The sequence below is a fragment of the Coleofasciculus sp. D1-CHI-01 genome (genome assembly GCF_040218875.1).
Classification (GTDB): Bacteria; Cyanobacteriota; Cyanobacteriia; order Cyanobacteriales; family Coleofasciculaceae; genus Coleofasciculus.
This window is the reverse complement of record NZ_JAVJQP010000050.1, coordinates 54051-74910: the sequence shown is the minus strand read 5'-3', so window position 1 is coordinate 74910 and position 20860 is coordinate 54051. Positions and strand designations below refer to the sequence as shown.

The 20860-nt window shown below is 45.1% G+C and carries 14 protein-coding genes; 4 read left to right on the top strand and 10 right to left on the bottom strand.

Annotated features, from left to right (window positions below; all coding sequences use genetic code 11):
- Positions 1–24 precede the first annotated feature (24 nt).
- The 5 genes from RIB93_RS09655 to RIB93_RS09635 form a co-directional block, all read right to left on the bottom strand.
- Entirely contained in the window at positions 25–1716 is a 1692-nt protein-coding gene (locus RIB93_RS09655) for an EamA family transporter (protein WP_446372588.1), read from the bottom strand.
- A 203-nt stretch (positions 1717–1919) separates the two neighbouring features.
- Entirely contained in the window at positions 1920–3515 is a 1596-nt protein-coding gene (locus tag RIB93_RS09650; RefSeq protein ID WP_446372587.1) for a hybrid sensor histidine kinase/response regulator, read from the bottom strand.
- Between the two features lie 217 nt (positions 3516–3732).
- Positions 3733–5232 (bottom strand): glycosyl hydrolase family 57, encoded by a 1500-nt coding sequence (locus RIB93_RS09645; protein ID WP_446372586.1) that lies wholly within the window; start codon positions 5230–5232, stop codon positions 3733–3735.
- Positions 5233–5597: 365 nt separating this feature from the next.
- A complete protein-coding gene (locus RIB93_RS09640; RefSeq protein ID WP_446372585.1) occupies positions 5598–6098 on the bottom strand; it encodes a hypothetical protein in 501 nt (166 codons plus the stop codon).
- 110 nt (positions 6099–6208) lie between these two features.
- Positions 6209–6784, bottom strand: a complete 576-nt coding sequence (locus tag RIB93_RS09635; RefSeq protein WP_446372584.1) for a type IV pilin-like G/H family protein — start codon at positions 6782–6784, stop codon at positions 6209–6211.
- Between the two features lie 312 nt (positions 6785–7096).
- Here RIB93_RS09635 and RIB93_RS09630 point away from each other — a divergent pair, with 312 nt between their 5' ends.
- Together RIB93_RS09630 and RIB93_RS09625 are read left to right on the top strand one after the other, a co-directional pair.
- Positions 7097–9802: a pentapeptide repeat-containing protein gene (locus RIB93_RS09630; RefSeq protein ID WP_446372583.1), complete on the top strand. Its 2706-nt coding sequence runs from the start codon at positions 7097–7099 to the stop codon at positions 9800–9802.
- 83 nt (positions 9803–9885) lie between these two features.
- Positions 9886–10293: an endonuclease domain-containing protein gene (locus RIB93_RS09625; RefSeq protein ID WP_446372582.1), complete on the top strand. Its 408-nt coding sequence runs from the start codon at positions 9886–9888 to the stop codon at positions 10291–10293.
- Positions 10294–11182: 889 nt separating this feature from the next.
- On the opposite strand, the gene RIB93_RS09620 is transcribed toward RIB93_RS09625, so the two are convergent.
- The 4 genes from RIB93_RS09620 to RIB93_RS09605 form a co-directional block, all read right to left on the bottom strand.
- Positions 11183–12841 carry an alpha/beta hydrolase gene (locus tag RIB93_RS09620; protein WP_446372581.1) on the bottom strand — a complete coding sequence of 553 codons (1659 nt, stop codon included), beginning with the start codon at positions 12839–12841 and terminating at the stop codon, positions 11183–11185.
- A gap of 11 nt (positions 12842–12852) precedes the next feature.
- Complete coding sequence (locus tag RIB93_RS09615; RefSeq protein ID WP_446372580.1) at positions 12853–13008, bottom strand: hypothetical protein; 156 nt, start codon at positions 13006–13008, stop codon at positions 12853–12855.
- Positions 13005–13331: a hypothetical protein gene (locus tag RIB93_RS09610; RefSeq protein WP_446372579.1), complete on the bottom strand. Its 327-nt coding sequence runs from the start codon at positions 13329–13331 to the stop codon at positions 13005–13007. Before RIB93_RS09610 ends, RIB93_RS09615 begins: the two co-directional genes overlap by 4 nt.
- 516 nt (positions 13332–13847) lie before the next feature.
- A complete protein-coding gene (locus RIB93_RS09605) occupies positions 13848–14090 on the bottom strand; it encodes a hypothetical protein (RefSeq protein WP_446372578.1) in 243 nt (80 codons plus the stop codon).
- A gap of 402 nt (positions 14091–14492) precedes the next feature.
- Between RIB93_RS09605 and RIB93_RS09600 the strand changes: the two genes are divergently transcribed.
- Positions 14493–16595 (top strand): S-layer homology domain-containing protein, encoded by a 2103-nt coding sequence (locus RIB93_RS09600; protein ID WP_446372577.1) that lies wholly within the window; start codon positions 14493–14495, stop codon positions 16593–16595.
- Between the two features lie 298 nt (positions 16596–16893).
- Positions 16894–19476 (top strand): M1 family aminopeptidase, encoded by a 2583-nt coding sequence (locus RIB93_RS09595; RefSeq protein ID WP_446372576.1) that lies wholly within the window; start codon positions 16894–16896, stop codon positions 19474–19476.
- Between the two features lie 790 nt (positions 19477–20266).
- Here RIB93_RS09595 and RIB93_RS09590 read toward each other — a convergent pair.
- Positions 20267–20815: a Uma2 family endonuclease gene (locus tag RIB93_RS09590; RefSeq protein ID WP_446372575.1), complete on the bottom strand. Its 549-nt coding sequence runs from the start codon at positions 20813–20815 to the stop codon at positions 20267–20269.
- Positions 20816–20860 lie beyond the last annotated feature (45 nt).

The window sequence follows — 20860 nt, the reverse complement described above, 5'->3', positions numbered from 1 at the left end:
CGATTCCCTACGGGATAGCTTCGCTTACCGCACAATGTTTAAAGCCGCTACTCCTGACGTTACCAGCACCATACCCACGACTTGAGGAACCGTTAATGGACTCTGAATCAGAATCCCAGCCAAGAGTGCGGTTAAAATCGGTAACGTAGCCCCCAAAACAGAAGCGCTAGCTGCACCGCTTCTGGCAATTCCCATGGTGTTGAAAACATAACTAATTAGAGTAACACCGCCTAAAACCAGACCACTGATCACTAAATTTAAACTTAAACTCGGCGCAAATACTACACCCCACGATGCTGGGAAGGATATCATTACACCCAAGGCAGAAAATATCAGAACGATGGCTAAGTTCAGCAACAGAATTGGCATCGGATGAAGCTGTTTTGCCAACTTTTGCATTAGCATTAAATGCAGGGCAAAGGCGATCGCCGCCCCTGATGCCAGAGTAACGCCGAATGATGACAGTTCCCCGCTACCACTGGGTAGAGTTGTTAGCACAAACCCCGCAATTACCATCGCGAAGGGAATGAAATGACTCCATCGATTAAAGCGATCGCTTAAGAGTAATAGCACGATGGGATAGATAAAGAAAATAATCACAGCCACACCGGGCGCAATGATTCCTAATGCCCAATATAGCAATACCTTAGATAAGAATAGGAAAAACCCACTACATACGAGAGTGCCGAATAAACCCCAATTGCGCGATTGCAGCACCTGTTGAATATCTCGCCACACCCCCCGATAAAACCCCCGACTCAAAATTGCCGCCATCGGTACAACGACCAACATCCGCGACCATAGTACCAGTAAGGAATTCCCTAACGTCGGCATCCAAAAACCACCGTAGGGGCTTGGTAACCAAGCCCCTACTGGGAATCCCGCAATCGCGGTGGCATTAAAAATAATATTGACAAAAACGTTTTCAAATGCTATTGCTAGCAACGATAACAACACCAGCACTAACCCAACCCGCTGTTTCCCCGTGGATTGTTTTTGTGGGCGTTTTTGAAGCTTGGTAGGTGGAACAACAGGAACAGACGATTGAGGCGCAGAGGTGACGATTTCCCCTCGATGAGGGGAAGAAGACGAACCATCCTGATCAGGCGGTGGTAATGAAAGATGATTAGCAGTGGCGGGAGGAATTTGAGAACGGGGTTCAGAGGTAGAAGGAGGAGGAATTTCAGCTTTGAGTCGAGTCACCAGTGTCTCTAGAATCACCTCGGCTTGTTCCTGGAGACTGTACATCTGGCTCAACTGTTGCGACATTGAGCTGTGATAGCTATTTATATCCTGTTGCAGTGTTCTAAATGTAGTTCTCAGGGTGTCATCCAAGGAAGCGACTAATTCCTGGATAGTTTGCTGATGATTTCCCACCGTCTGATCAACGGATAGTCTTTCTGAGGACTGGGCAAGTTGTTGGAGTTGCTGGCTGAGTAAGTCTTGCAATTGGTTGGCAAAGGCTGGGGCAATTTCAGACGTCAGCGCTGGCGGTTGAGTCAAGTGCTGCTGTCGTTGATCGTGCAGCGTTTTAATTTCCTCGCTCAACTGGGCTTTCTGTTGTTGTAGCTGTTCAATCTCCTGAGTAAACTGGGTCATAAGACTGTGACGCAACGTCTCTATGCCCTCAATACTCTCGGTCATGGATTGCAAGAGATCGGCAGCTTGTTGTTCTCGATTCTCCCCGTTGTCCGGTTGATTGTCTAGTTGCCCCATTTCCAATACCACTCGGTTAGTCTATGTCTTGCACTAATAAGTTCACTGCTTTGAGTCGGATGTTGAATTTTAGCATAATCGGCGAGAAGCAAGCTACGTCATTCGTAAAGTCGGGGTGTTCCCCAGCTTCCCCCGCTCCCCCTCACCACAACACTTATTCAGCAGCCCCTAAGTAAGTTTTTACCCTGCTTGCTCAATTTTTGTTACTGATTGATAGGTAGGGTAACAGTAACGGTTGTGCCGACGCCGACTTCACTCTCAATTTGGATTTGACCACGATGTAAGTCTACATATTTTTTAACAATGGCGAGTCCTAATCCAGTGCCGCCAATGGTGCTAATATTACTCCCCCGATAAAACGATTCAAATAATCGGGATTGCTCCATTGGTGGAATACCAATTCCTTCATCTTGAATCTGGAAGGTTACATAATCTGAGTGACAGCCTAACTGGAAGGTAATTGTGCCTCCTTTGGGGGAATATTTGACAGCATTGGAGAGCAAGTGATTTAATAATTTCCGTAACATAGCCTCGTCAAATAACCCTTTGATCGGATATTCTGCAACAAAAACGTTGAGGGTATATTGCGGATCTAGATTACTTTGGAATTCCTCGATTAGGTCACGACATAAATCTGCCACCTCCAGGGAAATAGGATTAAACTTCATTTGTCCCGCTTCCGATTGACCAATCAGAATCACATCATTTAGGAGTTGGGTAATATGTTCGACGCACCAGCCAATTTTTTGGAAATGTTTTAGCTTTTTGTCCTCGGTTAATTTCTGATCGTAGAGTTTCAATAATTCGCTAGAGGATTGAATCGTGGTGAGGGGAGTCCGGAATTCATGGGAAATGGTGGTAATGATGTGAGATTTCAGTTCACCCAGTTCTTTCTCTTTCTCTAAGGCTTGGCGAATCGTTTCCTCACTGCGCTGACGTTCGATGATTTCCGTTTCTAGGCGGATTTTTTCTTTTTCTAAGGCGGCGGCATAGATACGCTCTGTAATATCTTGTAGAATACCGGAAAGACCTGTAAATGAGCCGTCAGCTACCTGGGAGACATGGGCATGAATTTCTAGCCAACGAGTTTCTCCGGTTTTGGTGACGTATCGAATCTCTCGTTGAAAACAGGTTTTTTTATCGGTTATGATAGATTGCCATAGTTCGTGCTGGAGTTGGTAATCATTAGGATGAACATAATGGAGAAAAGGCGTTCCTACGGTTTCTTCTAGAGTAAACCCCATCAACGTTGTCCAAGCCGGACTGAGAAATTCCCAGTTACCATTGGGGTCAATTTGAAAAATAACTTCTTTAACATTTTCTACGACGGATCGATATTGTTGTTCGCTGCGTCGCAGTGCTTTTTCTGCCCAACTTGCGGCGAGTAGACGACGAATACGTTGGAGTAAGACGGGGACATGCAAGGGTTTGGTTACATAATCGATCGCGCCAGCAGCAAATGCCGAATCAATTGACTTTTGATCCTCAAGCCCGGTAATCATTAGCACCGGGATACCCAGCAACGCGCGATCGCTCTTTTGGGCGGGAGTCTGTGTAAAGGTTTGTAGTTTTTGGCAACAGATGAAACCATCCATCACCGGCATCAACGCATCCAACAGCACCATATCCGGCTGGTACTGCTGATACGCCGCTAAACATTTCTCTCCATTTTCTGCCTCGATCACCTGATATCCCTCTTTTTCCAGCAGTTGACGCAGCATCACCCGTGTGAAGCGATCGTCATCAGCAATCAGAATTAGTGGGGATTTTTGAGGATCATTCCCTGTTGCACTCAACATCCTTAGACTCCTATCTAGCACGCAGACAAATCTGGACTCAGTATTCCCAAGAATGGTTTATAGGTAACATTCGTGGTGCGTGAAGATAGAAGCGGGGGAAGATGGGGGTGTAGAGACGTAGCATGCTACGTCTCTACCTTACCTGTTTCCTGTTCCCTGTTCCCTGACAAATGACAAATGACGCTCCTCACCGTTAACTTGAATTGTCCCTACCTACTTAACCCTTAATAATCGCTTCACCGCGTTGGTAAAGTTCACGGGCATAATCTGTCCACATTCCTTGTCCCCAATAGCGAAAACAACTGGTCTCCAGTAACAACGTATACAATAACGCTTGCTGATAATCACTTCGCTGCGTCACTGATGGATCTTGCTGCACTAAGGGGTCATACTTCAGATGAAACGCGGCACTGAGTTGATTCATCGGTTCTAAGACATTTTCATACCCTTTCACCCAACTTAAATCATTTGTCCATGATGCCCCATCAACATGGAATTGATGATCCGTGGCTGTCAAGTCTGCGATCGCACTCGCGACTACATCAGGTGTAATATTATCTAAATCGACTCGTTGCCAAATTTTATGTTGACCAACGGCTTGACAAGGAGGATACTCTTCTGGATTAACACCTGCTGCTTCAATTAATTCTAAATACTCCGTCCCATTCATCGGCACGACACCTGTTTTTCCGCCCCCTTGATCACGAATTTCATGGTAAATACGAAATAGATCACGGGGATATTCGTTCATCATCACGCCCCCATTTTCTCCATCGGCAATTTGGGTGACTAAAGAGGGAATCGAATGATTATCAATTGACTGCTTACCCCGCCCCTTTGCCTCAAAATAGGGCTGCATTTGTGCCACTAATTTGGTATCTGACCCTTGTGTTTTAACCAAAATTGTGATAGAAATTGTTTCGCCCTGAGAATTGCGAGCGACTAAACGATTGGGGACATATTTCTGCTCCTGTGACAATCCCGAACCATCCAGATTTTCTAGAGAATGTTCCTGCACCATCAACCAGCGATAGCCACAGTCTTTCAATGCTTTGATGTATTCATACAAAGTATCAGGATGATTGGGTAAATGCATCTCTGGTGGTGAGAAGCCTTTGACTCGCTTCAGCGCATCGTAGCCAAAAATAGCCGCAAAATGATGTTGCCATGCCTGAATATGCAGTTTAATATCAGGAATTGGGGTAGAGGGAACAACTGCATGACTCCACATCGTTCCCAGCCATTCCACATAAGGCTGATAAGCGCGATCGCAGGTAATCCGTTTAAGATTATTCAGGATATCCTCTCGCCCCATTTGCTGGAATCCCCACAACAAATTCCCCGAATAGTCCAGCATAATCCGAGGATTGCACCCCTCAGCCACCAGTTGGGGAATAAAATCGCCCATACGACGATAACACCCGGCGAAGGGTTCGGCATTATGGTTATCCCCTTCCTGGGGATGTTCAAACATGTATTGGAGATTGCTAATCAATTCACCATTCGCCCCTGCTGGAACCGTGGGTTGGTGCATGTGCAAGGCGCAAGCGAATCCTGAAGTTATATCCTCGAGGCGCAGATTAGTTGTGGGCAAAAATACTGGTTCGTCTTGTTGCACCACCGCCCGAATTTGCTCTTCCCACCCGCAAATATTGGGTAATCCTGATCGTAATTCCGCTAAAGCGGGTTGATTCGGGGTTGAGGTTACTGCACTCATGATCCTTTCCTCGATGATTGTGCTATTGCTAGCATACACAATTCGTCATTCGTCATTCGTCCTTTGTCATTCGTCATTTGTCATTTGTCATTCGTTCTTGGTAAGGGTTTGAGGATTATTGATACAAGTTAATATATTTAGGGTGAATGGCACGCTCAATAAGCAGTTTTGGCTTACCGAAATCCTTAATCTATCGTCGGGTGGGTTTCGACTTCGCTCAACCCACCATCATACCAGTAGTGCGATATCGTAATGCGATATCGTAGGGTGGGCATTGCCCACCAGCATACCAGTCAGTGACATTCTATTTAGGTTTATTTCCAACAACTTACTTACGAATCAGGCAGAGGGTAGAAAAGTAGAGATTAATCAGCTAGTTTCTGTGGTGGCATATCCAGGAATCGACGAATCAGGTTGACTATCTCCAACTTTTGCTGTAGGGTTTTTCCTTCCGATTTAATAGACAAATGTTTCCCTGATTTCAAAATAATCGCGATTTGATAGTTACTTGTCCGATCCTGATTCCAGCTTGTGGATTTCAGTTGCACCTGGAAAATATCGCTTAGGGGATACAACGTGACTTGAGTTTTCAATAATCCTCGCCGTTTGATCAACAGACTGTTTGTGTCTTTATCAAAGTGATAGATGAAAATACGTCCCGCACAGACAAGTAAGACAATACTCAAAACTATATTAAAAGCGAATAAGGCATACAAGCCCAACATATAAACAATCCAAGGTAGGACTAAACTAACCAGAATAATTAGTAAAGGAACGCTGACAACCAAACATCCAGAGAGTTGCCAAATGAAATAGGGGCGGTGTCGGAGTTTCAGTTGAGTGGGTGTTTTTTCTAAAATAACCATGATTGAATAAGTCCTAATGAATCATTCAATTGTAGGGGCGCAAGGCTTGCGCCCTTATCTAAGTCCCTTATTCCTTGAAGAAAGGCTATATTAACTGAGCCAAGCTATTCCTATCTGGATAAATCAATTGTCCCCTCACCACAAGCGAGTTCACCCTTTTGATAGGTAGGTGCTGCGGGTTGGATTGAACCCGGTGTATTCGCTTCACAGAGAATAGCAACTGTAGTTATCTTATCGGATACTGCATCAGCATCAACGTCAGTTGCGGGAACGACAAAAACACCACCGACATAACTCCGAACTTTGTCCTTACGAGATATGCCATAGTTAAATGCAGCATTATCAGTTATCTGAGTTGAGTAGGCGTAGCTTTCTGTTTCAGTCTTGATACCCAAACCTAGATCAGGAATATTGCCACTGAATTTTTGTTCATCTAAATAGTAAGCTTGCTGGGCGCGATTCATTGAGCCAATATATTGTTTACCTTCTGATTGGTCATGTTTATGACTGTGATTCAAAAAGATGGGTGCAACTATGTAAAAAAATCCGGCTATCAGTAACATCAATCCTAGAAAGCATCCTACGCTACTTGCATCTGTTCCAGTTTTCCTACCCATGAGATTAGGTTTTAACTCTACACCTTGATTAAAACAGGTAACGTTTTGAGATCGTGACTGAGAACTCATCGACTTCTTATCGACTTTATTTTAAGTTTGTAGTAGGGGAACCTGAGCCTCTTAAATGATGTTGGGTTTCGACTTCGCTCAACCCACGACTTCGCTCAACCCAACCTACAACTAGATTAGGGAAAAGGTTGGCTTTTCATGATCCTCTGTCGTAGGGTGCGTTAGCGTCAGCGTAACGCACCTGCTAAGGTGGAATTGCTGAACTCCAAATGCCGTGTTTCGAGGTCAAAATGCCCTGTTCCGATACCCTGTAGAGACGTTGCATGCAACGTCTCTACATTATCACCCTGTAACAATTCCCCTAAACCCATCATGACAAACGAATCTGGAATTCCCATCACCCCGCCAACTCCGGTATTGAAGAAATCTATTAAAATTAACTTCACCGATTTCTCAAAAGCCCTAGGAAAAGGAGGGATTGATGTCCTTTTTGGCAAGTGGGATAGTCTGGCTGGAAACGCCGTTGACGTTCTATCCGCCCTAGGTTTAGCCGCTAATGCCGAAGAAATAGCCTGGTTACTCATTTACCGTTCTTTGCTCCAGGCAATCAAGAATCTTGTTGATGAAAAAACTGAAATAGAACCCAATAACCATAAGATTAAAACCTTACAAACTGAAATTAACCAGGCATTAGCATATAGCAGTTTAACGCTTAACCAAAGGTTTTTTGAACATCCCGATCAAGACCCGATTATTGCAGCCGTCAAACCGACGTTTATAGACTGCTTAAAGCAGTGTAAAGTCAGCGAAGCTGATGCTATCGCCATTAGCGATAGACTTCCCATCTACTTTGCGGCTGCACTTCATCAGGAGTGGGGGAATCAGGCAAAAGACTATGCCGTACTGAAAGATAAACTGGATACTCCCTTCACCCAAGCCAATCAACGCATTCAGGCATGGTTAAAATATGGAACTTGGCTACAAAAACAGGTGGAAGAACCGATGTTTTTAGAAGCCTTTAGCCTCAAGCGGGTTTATGTGCCGTTGCGGGCGTACTATAAGCGTAAAGTTGAGGGACAAAATCCGGAAGAATTAGACCAAAGACTGACAAATCGTGAGAAATTTGAGCGCGTCGTTATTGAGTTAGACAAAGAACTCGAAACCTGGCTGAATCAAGCTAAAAAAGATGATGCCATTCGCTTAATTAGTGGCAGTCCGGGGAGTGGCAAATCCTCCTTGGCTAAAATGTTTGCCGCCAACCTAGCAGAAACAGATAAGATTCGGGTTTTATTTATTCCCCTGCACCATTTTAATCCCGCCGATGATCTGATTGAGGCAGTGGGGAAATTTATCCATACAGACGGCATCTTACCGCACAATCCCCTAGCCGCCGACTATCGCGAATCTCGCCTATTGATTATTTTTGATGGACTGGATGAATTAGCTATGCAGGGGAAAATTGCCGAAAAAATCGCCCAAGATTTTGTCCGAGAAGTCCAGCGTACCGTTGACCGATTAAACCAGCAAAAACTCTGCTTACAGGTACTGATTCCTGGGCGAGAATTGGCAGTTCAGGCGAATCAAACCGACTTTCGCAAAGAGGGACAAATCTTGCACGTTTTACCCTACTTTGTGCCTGAAAATAAGCGGAAAAATTATGTCGATACGAACCAGCTACTAGAACAAGACCAGCGCCAGAATTGGTGGCAAAATTATGGTGCAGTCAGTGGTTATGGCTATACAGGTTTACCCAATGAGCTAAACCAGGGCAATTTAACTGAAATTACTGCTCAACCCTTGCTCAATTATCTGGTTGCTCTCAGCCTGAGACGGGGAGAATTAACTTTTTCCCAAGACACTAACTTAAATGCCATTTATAATGACTTACTCAAAGCCATTTATGAGCGAGGGTGGGCAGGACATCAACATAAAGCGATTCAGGGAATTGAGGAAAGAGATTTTATTCGCATTCTCGAAGAAATTGCCCTGGCTGCTTGGCATGGGAATGGGCGGACAACTACCGTGCGAGACATTGAAAAGCATTGTGACAACAGCAATCTAAAAACCCTGCTTAAGCGATTTCAAGAAGGCTTTCAAGATGATGCCAAAGCCAGCATTACTCGTTTGATGACGGCGTTCTATTTCCGTCAAAGTGGACATAATGATTCTGGTGACAAAACCTTTGAATTTACCCACAAAAGTTTTGGAGAATATTTAACCGCCCGACGCATTGTCCAAGAAGTGCGGTATATCCACCGCAAATTAGAAGCCCGCGATGATGATCCTTATGAAGACTGGGATGAGCGTCGAGCGTTGCATCGCTGGGCGTTAGCCTGTGGTTCTACGGCGATGGATAAATATTTGTTTGAGTTTGTTTTAGATGAAATGCGGCTACATTATCAAGTCAAGCCAGAGGATGTGGCAAATTGGCAGGATACTCTGTGTCATTTAATTGGTTTTATGTTGAAGCACGGAATGCCAATGGAAAAGCTAGAACCTCGTCCTAATTTTCAGGAAGAAAACCGACAAGCCCGCAATGCGGAGGAAGCTTTGTTAGCGGTTCTTAATAGTTGTGCGCGTTTGACGGAGAAATGTTCGGAGATTAAATGGCATTCTAAAGATGCTTTTGGTACTTGGATTTCCCGGATGCAAGGACAACGGGTTAGTAGAGATGTGTTTTGCCTGAGTTGTTTAAGTTTTTTAGACTTGCAAGGATGCATACTTAATTTCAAAGATTTCTACAGGGCAAATCTTTCTGGGGCAAATCTTTCTGGGGCGAATCTTTTCGAGGCAAACCTTTACAAGGCAAATCTTGTTGAGGCGGATCTTTCCGAGGCGAATCTTTTAGGGGCAAATCTTTTCAGGGCAAACCTTTACAAGGCAAATCTTGTCGAGGCGGATCTTTCCGAGGCGAATCTTTTGAGGGCATATCTTTTCAGGGCTAATCTTTACGATGCTAATTTTTACCGGGCTAATCTTTCTGGGGCTAATCTTCACGGCGCTAATCTTCACGGGGCTAATCTTGAGGGAATAATCCGTGACGAAGTTCCCATTAGCTCTCAAGAAACTGAGCCATAGCAACAACCGATTACATTCTCAAAGCCAACCTCTCAATACGCTTTCCTCACATACCCCTGATTAAACTCTTAAGAGGTAACGCCGTGAAAATAACTGAAAATGTAGAGCAATGGGAAGTTCCGAGACAATTAGAACAGAAAATGATAGAAATTGCCCGTCAGTTTCGCAAGGAATCAACGCCGAGTGAGGCAATATTATGGCAAGCCTTAAGGAAAAAGCAGCTAGAGGGGCGAAAGTTTCGGCGTCAGCAACCCATCGGGCGGTTTATTGTTGATTTTTTCTGTGCATCTGAGCGGTTGATTGTGGAGGTTGATGGTGGAATTCATGAGTCTCAGAAAGATTTGGATGAGCAACGACAGCAACTTTTGGAGTCTTTAGGGTTACGATTTGTCAGAGTGAGTAGTGAGGAGGTGGAGAGGAATTTGCCAGAGGTTTTGAGTCGAATTCGCGGGGAGTTTGGACACCCTCATTCTCCATTGGTGTCAAGTTAAGGAGGTGTCTGTCTACTTCTTGGCATTTTCCCCCCTCATCCCCTAACCCCTTCTCCCGACCCCCCTCGTTCCCCCCTACAAGAGGGGGGAGGACAGAGGATGCTTCGCTTTTGTTGCACGGGAGAAGGGGAACCGGACATGGTATCAATTTATTCCTCTTTTATCAAGAGAAAAAAGAACTAAAAATAATATTGATTTGCTCTGTTATTCACTGGGAATACATAACCTAAAGTCACCTTTATTCTGCCTTACTGTGTCTATCTACTTCTTGGCATTTCCCCCTCATCCGCTAACCCCTTCTCCCACCGTGGGGAGAAGGGGAACCGGACAGCCGATCATTTTCTTCTTCTTTTATCAAGATAAAAAAGAACTAAAAATAATCTTGCTATTCTCTATTATTCATTGATAATACATGACCTAAATTCCCCTGTATTCTCCCCTCTCCCCTGGGTGGGAGAGGGGCTGGGGGAGAGGGGTTTAGCTTAAGTATACGGATGGAGGACAAAGGATGCAAGAGCTTGGGTTTCATGGGAAGAAGGGGAACCGGACAGGGCATCAATTTATTCCTCTTTTATCAAGATAAAATAGAACTAAAAATAAGCTTGATTTGCTCTGTTATTCACTGGGAATACATAACCTAAAGTCGCCTTTATTCTCCCCTACTGTGTCTATCTACTTCTTGGCATTTCCCCCTCATCCCCTAACCCCTTCTCCCACCGTGGGGAGAAGGGGAACCGGACAGCCGATCATTTTCTTCTTCTTTTATCAAGATAAAAAAGAACTAAAAATAATCTTAATATTCTCTATTATTCATTGAAAATACATAACCTAAATTCCCCTGTATTCTCCCCTCTCCCCTGGGTGGGAGAGGGGCTGGGGGAGAGGGGTTTTAAGTTAACCGATTTTCCAGACGCTGAAACCAGCCCGATCGCACAATCGAAATCCCCACCCCAATCGGTAACAATAGCAATAGTCCAAACACTTCCAGCGCGGCGATTCCCTGACTGGCAACTTGACCAATGTCTGTACGGCGCTGATGTAATAAAACGATGAGTAACACCACCAATATTCCGATAAATCCGGCGTCTTTTCCAGACACTTTACCCAATCCGGTTACAGTTAGCGGACGACGTAACCATTGAACCAGCCAAACCCCGACTTTTTCCACCCCGGTTAAAAGTATACCCGGTTGGATTAACTCACATCCGATGATTAAGAGAAAGAACCAACTCGGTTGTAATCTGAACGTGTACGCATCTAAAACAGCCACTTTAATGGCGATGCCATAGTTATAAAAAATAAAGATAATCCATTGCAGTAAAAATTGGGGGAATTTGAGCCATGATAAGGGATGATGCCACAATTCAACCGCCCCCCGAAGCAACCCCGATAAGCAGAAAGCGGCTAACCCTAAACCGACATACAATCCGCTAATTCGTACCGCTTGGCTAATCTTTCCGGGATGACGTAAACCATAATTACTCACCAGTTGCAGGAGGCTACATAATACGAAAAGATTACTGGTTCCGGTTATCCAGCCTATCAGGAGAACAATCCCCCAAACTCCAGTTACACTGTATCGAATTCTTACTTTTGGGGATTTGGAGAAACCTCTCTCCAAACCTCTCTCCTGCAAGGAGAGAGGCTTTGAATTCTGCCAACGCAGAACTAGCCAAACTCCCCCCACAATACTGCCACTAACTGTACCAATCCCACCAACAATAAACCAGGGAACTATTAAAGGTTTGTCTTGAAGCGGTAGATCAAAAGCCTGTTGTGTCCAATGGATTACTTGGCGGATTAATTTTGGGTCGTAGGGTGCAGTAAAGTGATCCGTTGTATCGGAGATAAATAACTGACGTGCGGTTCCATTCTTAAAATTATTACAGATACCATCCGGACAAACCATTTGCCACATTTGGCGCAACTCTGACGGCGGATTCAGTTGTTCGTATAAGCCAACACCGAGGAAGAGATTGTGGGGAATTGTGGGCGTGGCAAATCCACTGATACTCAGAACAACCGTGGCTTGTAGTTGAGACTCAAGTTGGGCTAACTTTAATGCAGTGGTTCCCCCCATGGAATGACCCGCAATGCCAATACGTTTAGAATCAAACTGGGAGGAATGCGATACGTCCTCGGACACGCTTCGCGATCGCACAAAATCTAAGACAGCTTTTGCATCAGCAACGGTACTGGTTTCTAGGCGTTCAATCGATTTATTTTGCATCCCCACAGAATAGGATTCTCCATAGCCGCCAAAGTCAAAAGCAATGGCTGCAATTCCATGTCTGGCTAATTCTATGGCTAAAGGGGTCATGCTTTCTTTACTGGCATTCACCCCATGACATAAAATCATCACGGGTTGGGGTTTCGGTGTCGTTTTAGGCGTATAAATACGAGTGATTAAATTCTGTTTGGCGTTGATCGGAATCGCGACGGATTGAGATTCAATCCCAAGCGTTAGGTTAAAACCCGTCCATAGCAGGAGTCCCATACAAACCAGGAATAAACTTAATCCTAAACTCCGGTAATAACGCTGATTCATCCCCTTCCATCTCAACGACTGACTAACAAACTATCTTCCTGACGAGACGCACGCGATCGCACTCCTTGTCCGCTGTCTATATCGGTTGACTGAACCAGGAGTTCAAACCCGAATACCAGCAAAATCAGTAGTAAACCAATATAATAATGATGTTCATTCATTGTCATTTGTCCTTTGTCAGGCTTTGAGGACTATTTACAAGACTGAGTACAGAGCCGTTTCCTCTTGTCCAACTACTTAAGGCGATCGCGCCACTTATCCCCAATACCGCCAAGAGAATCACCACACCAACAATTCCCAAAACTCTTGGCGGTTGGTTCGGTGTCGCGGGGATAAATTCAAAGAAAGGAATTGATTCCAGATTAGTCAGTGATACATCTTGCAGATTTCCATCCAGTTGCTTTTCATCTAGATCGTATGTACTATTGAACGACTTGAGACGAGATAAGCGTGTTGGGGATTCAGTAGTAGGGTTGGGATAATGCATCATTAGTCTCCTTCTCTCAGATGAACCGTTTCGCGATCGCGTTCCGGGAATCAATAGCCGAATACATCCTGTCTATATTTTTGTTGTAATCGGAGAATATAGAGAGTAGTGGCTTTGTGTAGGGACATTCACAGATGTGCATTAGGATCTAGAGGATGATCGATTTAACTCAACATCCTCATTCAAACGGGTCGTTATTGGACTTTAAGACTGAAAACTTTGAGAACTCATCGACTTCTCATTGAGAGGTAGATATAGCGCTACGCGCCAGGGAATAGGCAATAGGGAATAGGGAATAGGTAAGGTAGAGTTTTGAGTTAACTTCCCCAGCTTCCCCAGCTTCCCCAGCTCCCCCAGCTTCCCCCGCTCCCCCAGCTTCCCCAGCTCCCCCAGCTTCCCCAGCTCCCCCAGCTTCCCCAGCTCCCCCAGCTCCCCCAGCTCCCCCATCTCCCCCATCTCCCCCAGCTTCCCCAGCTCCCCCAGCTTTTCCTATCTACTATGTTTGAGCGCAACTCGGTATTACTGACTTTCAGAGGGTACGGATTGAATCGGCGTCTCTGAACTGACTAGATTTTGAAACGTAGCGATAATTAAAGGTAAACCAATAGCCAGCGCCAGAATCAGCGCCATCCACTTCAACCAAATCGTCTTCGGGCGTCCTTTCGCCGGATAGCCGCAAATCATGCAAATTTCATCATTCGTGCTAGTTAGGGAACCACACACCTTACAGGGTTCTAACGCCATTGTTTTCCGGGAGGTCAAGCTATACTCATCATCCTCATCCTAAACCAGCACAGCCAATTGCAAATCAGCCCTGACTAACAAACCGTCTGATCAGCAAGCTGACTCCGGTTTGGCAGAAACCCCTTAACCCGCACGTCTCTCAACTTAAGTGGAGAAGGTGATTTGAAGGTGAAAAGTAGGTCTTTTTCAGGAACCGTGAGTAGCTAGATTTCATCCTAATGAAGGATGATTTTTGCTACAAGTTGAGCCTACCCTGGGAAACATTCACCATTATCTCTGGTCAATAAGCTGTTCGGCATTTAAACCTTAATATCAATAACGGCGAAAGCCTTGTAGTGCGAGCATCTTGCTCGCTACTAATACCCAATTTAAATGCATGACAGCTTACTCCCATTATTGTTTCGATAGATAGATTACATTATGGCTCAAACTCTTTACGTTAATCCCGCTACCGGAGACGATAGCGCGACGGGTGACCAATCTGCTCCCTTTAAAACCTTGTCCAAAGCCCTGCAACAAGCCCAAGCCGATACAACTATCCAACTGGCGGCGGGAACCTATAATGCGACGAGTGGCGAGATTTTCCCACTGCAAGTCCCATCCGGGGTTAAACTTGTCGGCAATGAACAGAATAAAGGCGATGGTATTGTAATTGAAGGGAATGGCGAGTATATTAGCCCCACGCTGGCTCAACAAAATATAACCTTTTTACTGGAAGATACAACAGAAGTGCGCGGTGTCACGGTGACGAATAAAGCCACACGCGGCACAGGGATTTGGATTGAATCGACTGATCCGACGATAACCAACTGTACCTTTACTGAATGCGATCGCGAAGGGGTTTTAGCTACCGGAACCGCTAAACCTAAGGTTGTTGAAAATGACTTTATTGATAACGGTGGCAATGGCATCTCGTTTACTAAAAAGGCTCAAGGAGAAATTAAAAATAATACTTGTAAAGGAGCCGGTTACGGTATTAGTATTGATGGCGAGGCGACGCCGCGAGTTGTCGATAATCTCATTACCGAAAACCGTTTCGGAGTGGGAATTTCTGTCGATGCTAAACCCATCCTGCGAAATAACACCATTGAAGATAATGAAGAATACGGTATTGCTGTAACCGGTAATGCTGAGCCTGATTTAGGCAAAAGCCAAGACGATCCGGGTAATAATATTTTTCGCAACAACGGCAAATTTGCGATTCTCAACTCCAGCAAAAATACCTTGGTTTCTTGGGGCAATGCGTTGACAAGTAATCAAGTGAGTGGAACAGTTCAAATTGAAGGTAGTATCAGCGATGGTGGCGGTGGAGATGATGGTGACGGTGATGATGGAGGTCAACCACCGGATAGCTTCTCCGATATTCAAAACCACTGGGCAAAACCCTTTATTCAAGGATTACTCGACAAAGGATTAATTAGTGGCTTTAAAGATGGTACATTTAAGCCCGATGACAAAATGACCCGCGCTCAATATGCGGCGTTATTAGTTAAAGCCTTCAACCCTTCAGCGACACGGGATGGGATAAATTTCACCGATGTTGCTGATGATTTCTGGGCAAAGGATGTGATTCAAGAGGCTTATCGCGGCGAATTCCTATCGGGTTTTCCGGACAATAGCTTTAAACCCAATGATAATGTGCAACGGGCGCAAGTGATTGTGTCTTTAGTGAATGGATTGGGGTTATCAGCAAGCGATGGAACGGTGTTGAGTACCTATAGCGATCGCGCCGCTATCCCCGATTATGCCAAAGATGAAGTCAACACGGCGACGAAGAAAGAAATCGTGGTGAGTTATCCGGATACCAAACAACTTGATCCGACCAAAGATGCTACCCGCGCTGAGGTAGCCGCTATGGTATATCAGGCGCTGGTTGATGGGAATCAGGTGAGTACAGTTAACTCAGACTATATTGTTAGCGCTACTCCCGATGATGAGCAACCTAAAACCTTCCCCGATATTCAAAAGCACTGGGCAAAACCGTTTATTGAAGGATTACTCGACAAAGGCTTAATTAGCGGGTTTGGCGATGGTACATTTAAACCCAATGACAAAATGACCCGCGCCCAATATGCAGCGTTATTGGTTAAAGCCTTTGACCCTGAACCTAAACGGGAAGCCAAGAACTTCCTGGATGTTAGTGATAAGTCTTGGGCAAAGGATGCGATTCAAAAAGCATATCGCGGTGGATTTCTGTCTGGTTATCCCGGTGATATGTTCCGCCAAGGAGATAATGTTGAACGGGTTCAGGTTGTGGTGTCTTTGGTGAATGGATTAGAATTATCAGAATCCGATGATAATGCCTTAGATTTTTACGAGGATAGCGATGATATTCCGGAGTATGGTAAGGAGGAAGTTGCCACAGCCACGAAAAAACAAATTGTGGTGAATCATCCTGATGTCAAAAAACTCGATCCAACCAAAGCGGCTACTCGTGGTGAGGTAGCGGCTATGGTGTATCAGGCATTAGTGGATGAGAATAAAGTGAGTGCGATTGATTCGGATTACATTGTGTCCGCTTAAAGGGGGAACGTATTAACCCATCATTTATGTAGAGACGTTGCATGCAACGTCTCTACAATGGTGCCGAACGTCCTCTAATAGTGGTGGGTTACGGCGGATATTTCATTAAATAGTTATTGTCCTGATAAAAACACCGCCTAACCCACCCTACGAAAACTTATTTTTTGAGCCGTGATTGTTTAAAGTTAAGAGAGTTCTAAGTTAAAACGCTGGATTCGCATTGACTGGGAGTCGGGGAGACAAGCTAACCTGGAAGGAAGAGATACCTGTAGTTCTTCTGTTAACGTTTGACAAATTCATGCCACAGTCTTATTTTGATTCGGATCAAAACGGTCACAAGTCCTTTGAATTACCCGGTGCTAGACCCCACTACAACCCCGATCGCCCGGGACAAGTGAATCATATTTTCCTAGATTTGGTCTTGGATATCCCCAAGCAGCGCTTAGAAGGGAGTTGTACCATTACCCTAACGCCAGTGCGGAATGATATCCATCAGTTTGTCCTGGATGCGGTGAACCTGACGATTGAATCAGTGCAGATTGATGGGGAATCCCAACCCTTTGACTGTGACGGGGAACAACTACAGATCCAGGTTCTCAACCCGACTGAAGCGGGGAAAGAGGTAAAAATCGCGATCGCGTATCATGTTGAACAGCCACAACGGGGTATCTATTTCATTACTCCTAGCCAAGATTATCCCAACAAACCCACCCAGGTGTGGACACAGGGAGAAGATGAAGACTCCCGCTTCTGGTTCCCCTGTTTCGATTATCCGGGTCAATTAGCGAGTTCGGAACTGCGCGTCACGGTTCCTAAACCTTTGATCGCCATATCCAACGGGGAACTGATCGGAACTCAAGAAGAGGGCGATCGCACAACCTATCATTGGTTACAAAACCACGTTCATCCGACCTATTTAATGACCCTAGCAGTAGGTGACTTTGCCGAAATTCGCGATGAATGGCAAGGAAAACCTGTTACCTATTATGTAGAAAAAGGGCGGGAAGAGGATGCGCGGCGCAGTATGGGTAAGACGCCCCAGATGATGGAATTCTATAGTCATGTCTTTGGCTATCCCTATCCTTATCCTAAATACGCCCAAGTTTGTGTTGATGACTTTATCTTTGGGGGGATGGAAAACACCTCCACCACCCTACTTACCGATCGCTGCTTACTCGATGAACGGGCGGCGCTTGATAGTATGCGTACCGAAAGCTTAGTCGCCCACGAATTGGCACATCAATGGTTTGGTGACTTGGTGGTGATTAAGCATTGGTCCCATGCTTGGATTAAGGAAGGAATGGCGTCCTATACGGAGGTTTTGTGGACTGAACAGGAGTATGGTAAAGATGATGCGGCGTATTATCTACTTAATGAAGCCCGCAGCTACATCCAGGAAGACACGTCCCGCTATCGCCGTCCCATTGTTACTCACATCTACCGAGAAGCGATTGAATTGTATGACCGCCACCTTTATGAAAAAGGGGCTTGTGTTTATCATATAATTCGAGCCGAATTGGGGGATGAGTTATTCTGGAAAACCATCCAAACCTTTGTCCAAGATAATGCTCATAATACTGTAGAAACGGTTGACCTATTACGGGCAATTGAAAAAGCCACAGGTCGAAATCTGCTGTTTCTGTTTGATCAATATGTCTTCCGAGGTGGTCATCCCGACTATAAAGTTAGCTACACCTGGGATGGGGACAGTCAGTTGGCAAAAGTGACTGTGATTCAAACCCAAGTGAAGGATAAGAAAAATGGCAGTAAAAACGAGCTATTTGACCTAAAAATTCCCATCGCCTTTGGTTACACTGATGCTGATTCCCCTCTGAAAACGTTTAAGGTTCGCATCCATGAACGGGAACAGAGTTTCTATTTCCCCTTGGAGAAAAAGCCCCAGTTTATTAGTTTTGATGCGGGGAACAATTACTTAAAAACGGTGACGCTGGAGTATCCTTTAGCCGAACTAAAAGCCCAGCTAAAGCATGATCCTGACCCCGTTTCCCGGATTTACGCCGCCCAAGCGTTAGTGAAGAAGGGAGGGTTAGACGTGGTTCAGGCGTTAGCCCAAGCCTTGACGGATGATCCCTTCTGGGGTGTGCGTGTCGAAGTCGCCAAACAATTAGCAAAAGTCAAACTGGATCAAGCCTCTGTTGCTTTAGTGGCTGGATTGCAGGATAAAGATGCGCGGGTACGGCGATCGGTGGTTGAAGCGTTGAGTAAGGTGAAAACGGTAGAAAGCTATGAAGCCTTAAACCATCTGTTAGAAGGGGGAGATGCGAGTTATTACGTGGAAGCATCGGCGGCGAAGGTGCTGGGTAAACTGGCGTCTGGGAGTATGAAAGATAAAGCAGAGGAAGTGCTGCAATTATTAACTACAATTCTCAATGAACGTGCGGGTTGGAATGAAGTCGTGCGTTCGGGTGCGATCGCGGGATTGAGTCAGATGAAGTCTTCACCCCAAGCGCTAGATGTAATTATGGAGTACACTAAGCTGGGTGTTCCTCAACCCTTACGACTGGCGTCAATTCGGGCTTTAGGAACCATTTCCACAGGTCAAACCCCGAATAAGCTAGAGGAGATATTAGAGGCGTTAGAGGCGTTATCGGGGGAATCGTTCTTCCTGACTCAAGTGGCGGTGGTTTCCGCATTATCTCAAATGGAGACTGTTAAGGCGATTGGGGTTTTGCGATCGCTATGTGATCAAACACCGGATGGGCGTGTGCGTCGTCGGGCGGAAGAAGCGATTCAAAAGGTGCAGAAACAGGTGGGTTCAGACAAAGCGATTAAACAGCTTCGCGAAGAACTCGATCAGATTAAGCAAGAGAATCAGGAACTTAAAAGCCGTCTAGAAAGCCTAGAAGCGAAGTCGTCTTGATTTGTCATTGGTCAAAACACTGATTTCACAGATTTATTGGAGAGATTGGGGTAGGGCGTGAGAGCTTATTAGCACTGATTTCACAGAAAAGTTGTGCGACTCAAACTGCCCTGCTTTATTGTCAACACTGAAATAGAAATTATTTTCCCAAAACTCTCCTAATGGGTTCATCTTATACCCAGAAACTGTAGGGGCGCATAGACGTGCGCCCTCTTATCTTGTCGCTGCATCGGGATAATTGAATGCTGAAAATTACCTAAATTGGACGATAACTGGAATGGATTGACCAAAGCGCGTTGGCGGAGCCTGTTCCGAAGAGAACGTATCGCATCCCCATTTGTGACGGGTTTTGATGCTTTAACTAGGGCTTGCTGAATTAATTTGGAAGCTACATTATACAAGGGTTTTCAGCCATTTTTCCACCCAGCAAGTGCAAGGTTTTTGGGGTTGGGTATTGAAAATGCTTGCATTTTCCTCGCTTAAATCCGAAAATTTTGCTGTAGCCAGTAGCTGAAACTGGTCCCTGTTCCCTGTTCCCTGTTCCCCGTTCCCTATCCCCACCACAAGACTTATTCAGCAGCCCCTAACTAATTCCGATACGTTGTTCAAGGTTAGGACAATTTGCGCTCTTATTGATGGGATAAGCTTCCACCCATGATTTCCGCCAATTGTTGTATTGAATCGGGATAAAAATCGACCCTATAGGCTGGCATATTTTCCCATTATGAAGTAAGTCTCCCACAAAACCACGGTATTTGTCAACACTGAAATAGAAATTATTTGAGCCATTCTAGGCTAATAGTTCATCAACGGCTATAGTGAAACCGAGTAAAACAGTTTGTGTACTCACCACTTCCCCAGAAGTAAATACCAATCTCTGGTTGTGAGTGGCGATAATAATCCAACGGCTTTCTGGAAAAACTAACCAAACTTCCTTACCCCCTGATTGTAAGTATTCTTGGGCTTTGAGAATCACATCTTCAGCTAAATCCGTGGGGGAAACGATTTCTGCACTCAGGGGAAAACTTCGGGGGAGGACTTTTGCATCACCATATTGGCTGACGAGTTCTGGGGGAAGATAGGCGACATCGGGACAACGCCCTTGTTTATTGGTGCGACAAGGAACATCTGTATATACTTTTCCTCCTTGTCCACTAGAGTCTTTATAACTTCTCCAATAAAAGTACAAGTTACCCTGAATTTCACTATGTTTGAGTGTCATGCCATTTTTTTCGATTAATTCTCCATTGACCCATTCTGTACTATTTGGGGGATTTTCCAACCAGTCGTCTAGGGAGATGGGTTGGGAATGAGTTGTGGGAGTTGTTGAGGTGATCATTGTTTAAAAGTTAGGGGTGAATTCGGTAATGTTTATAGGGTAACG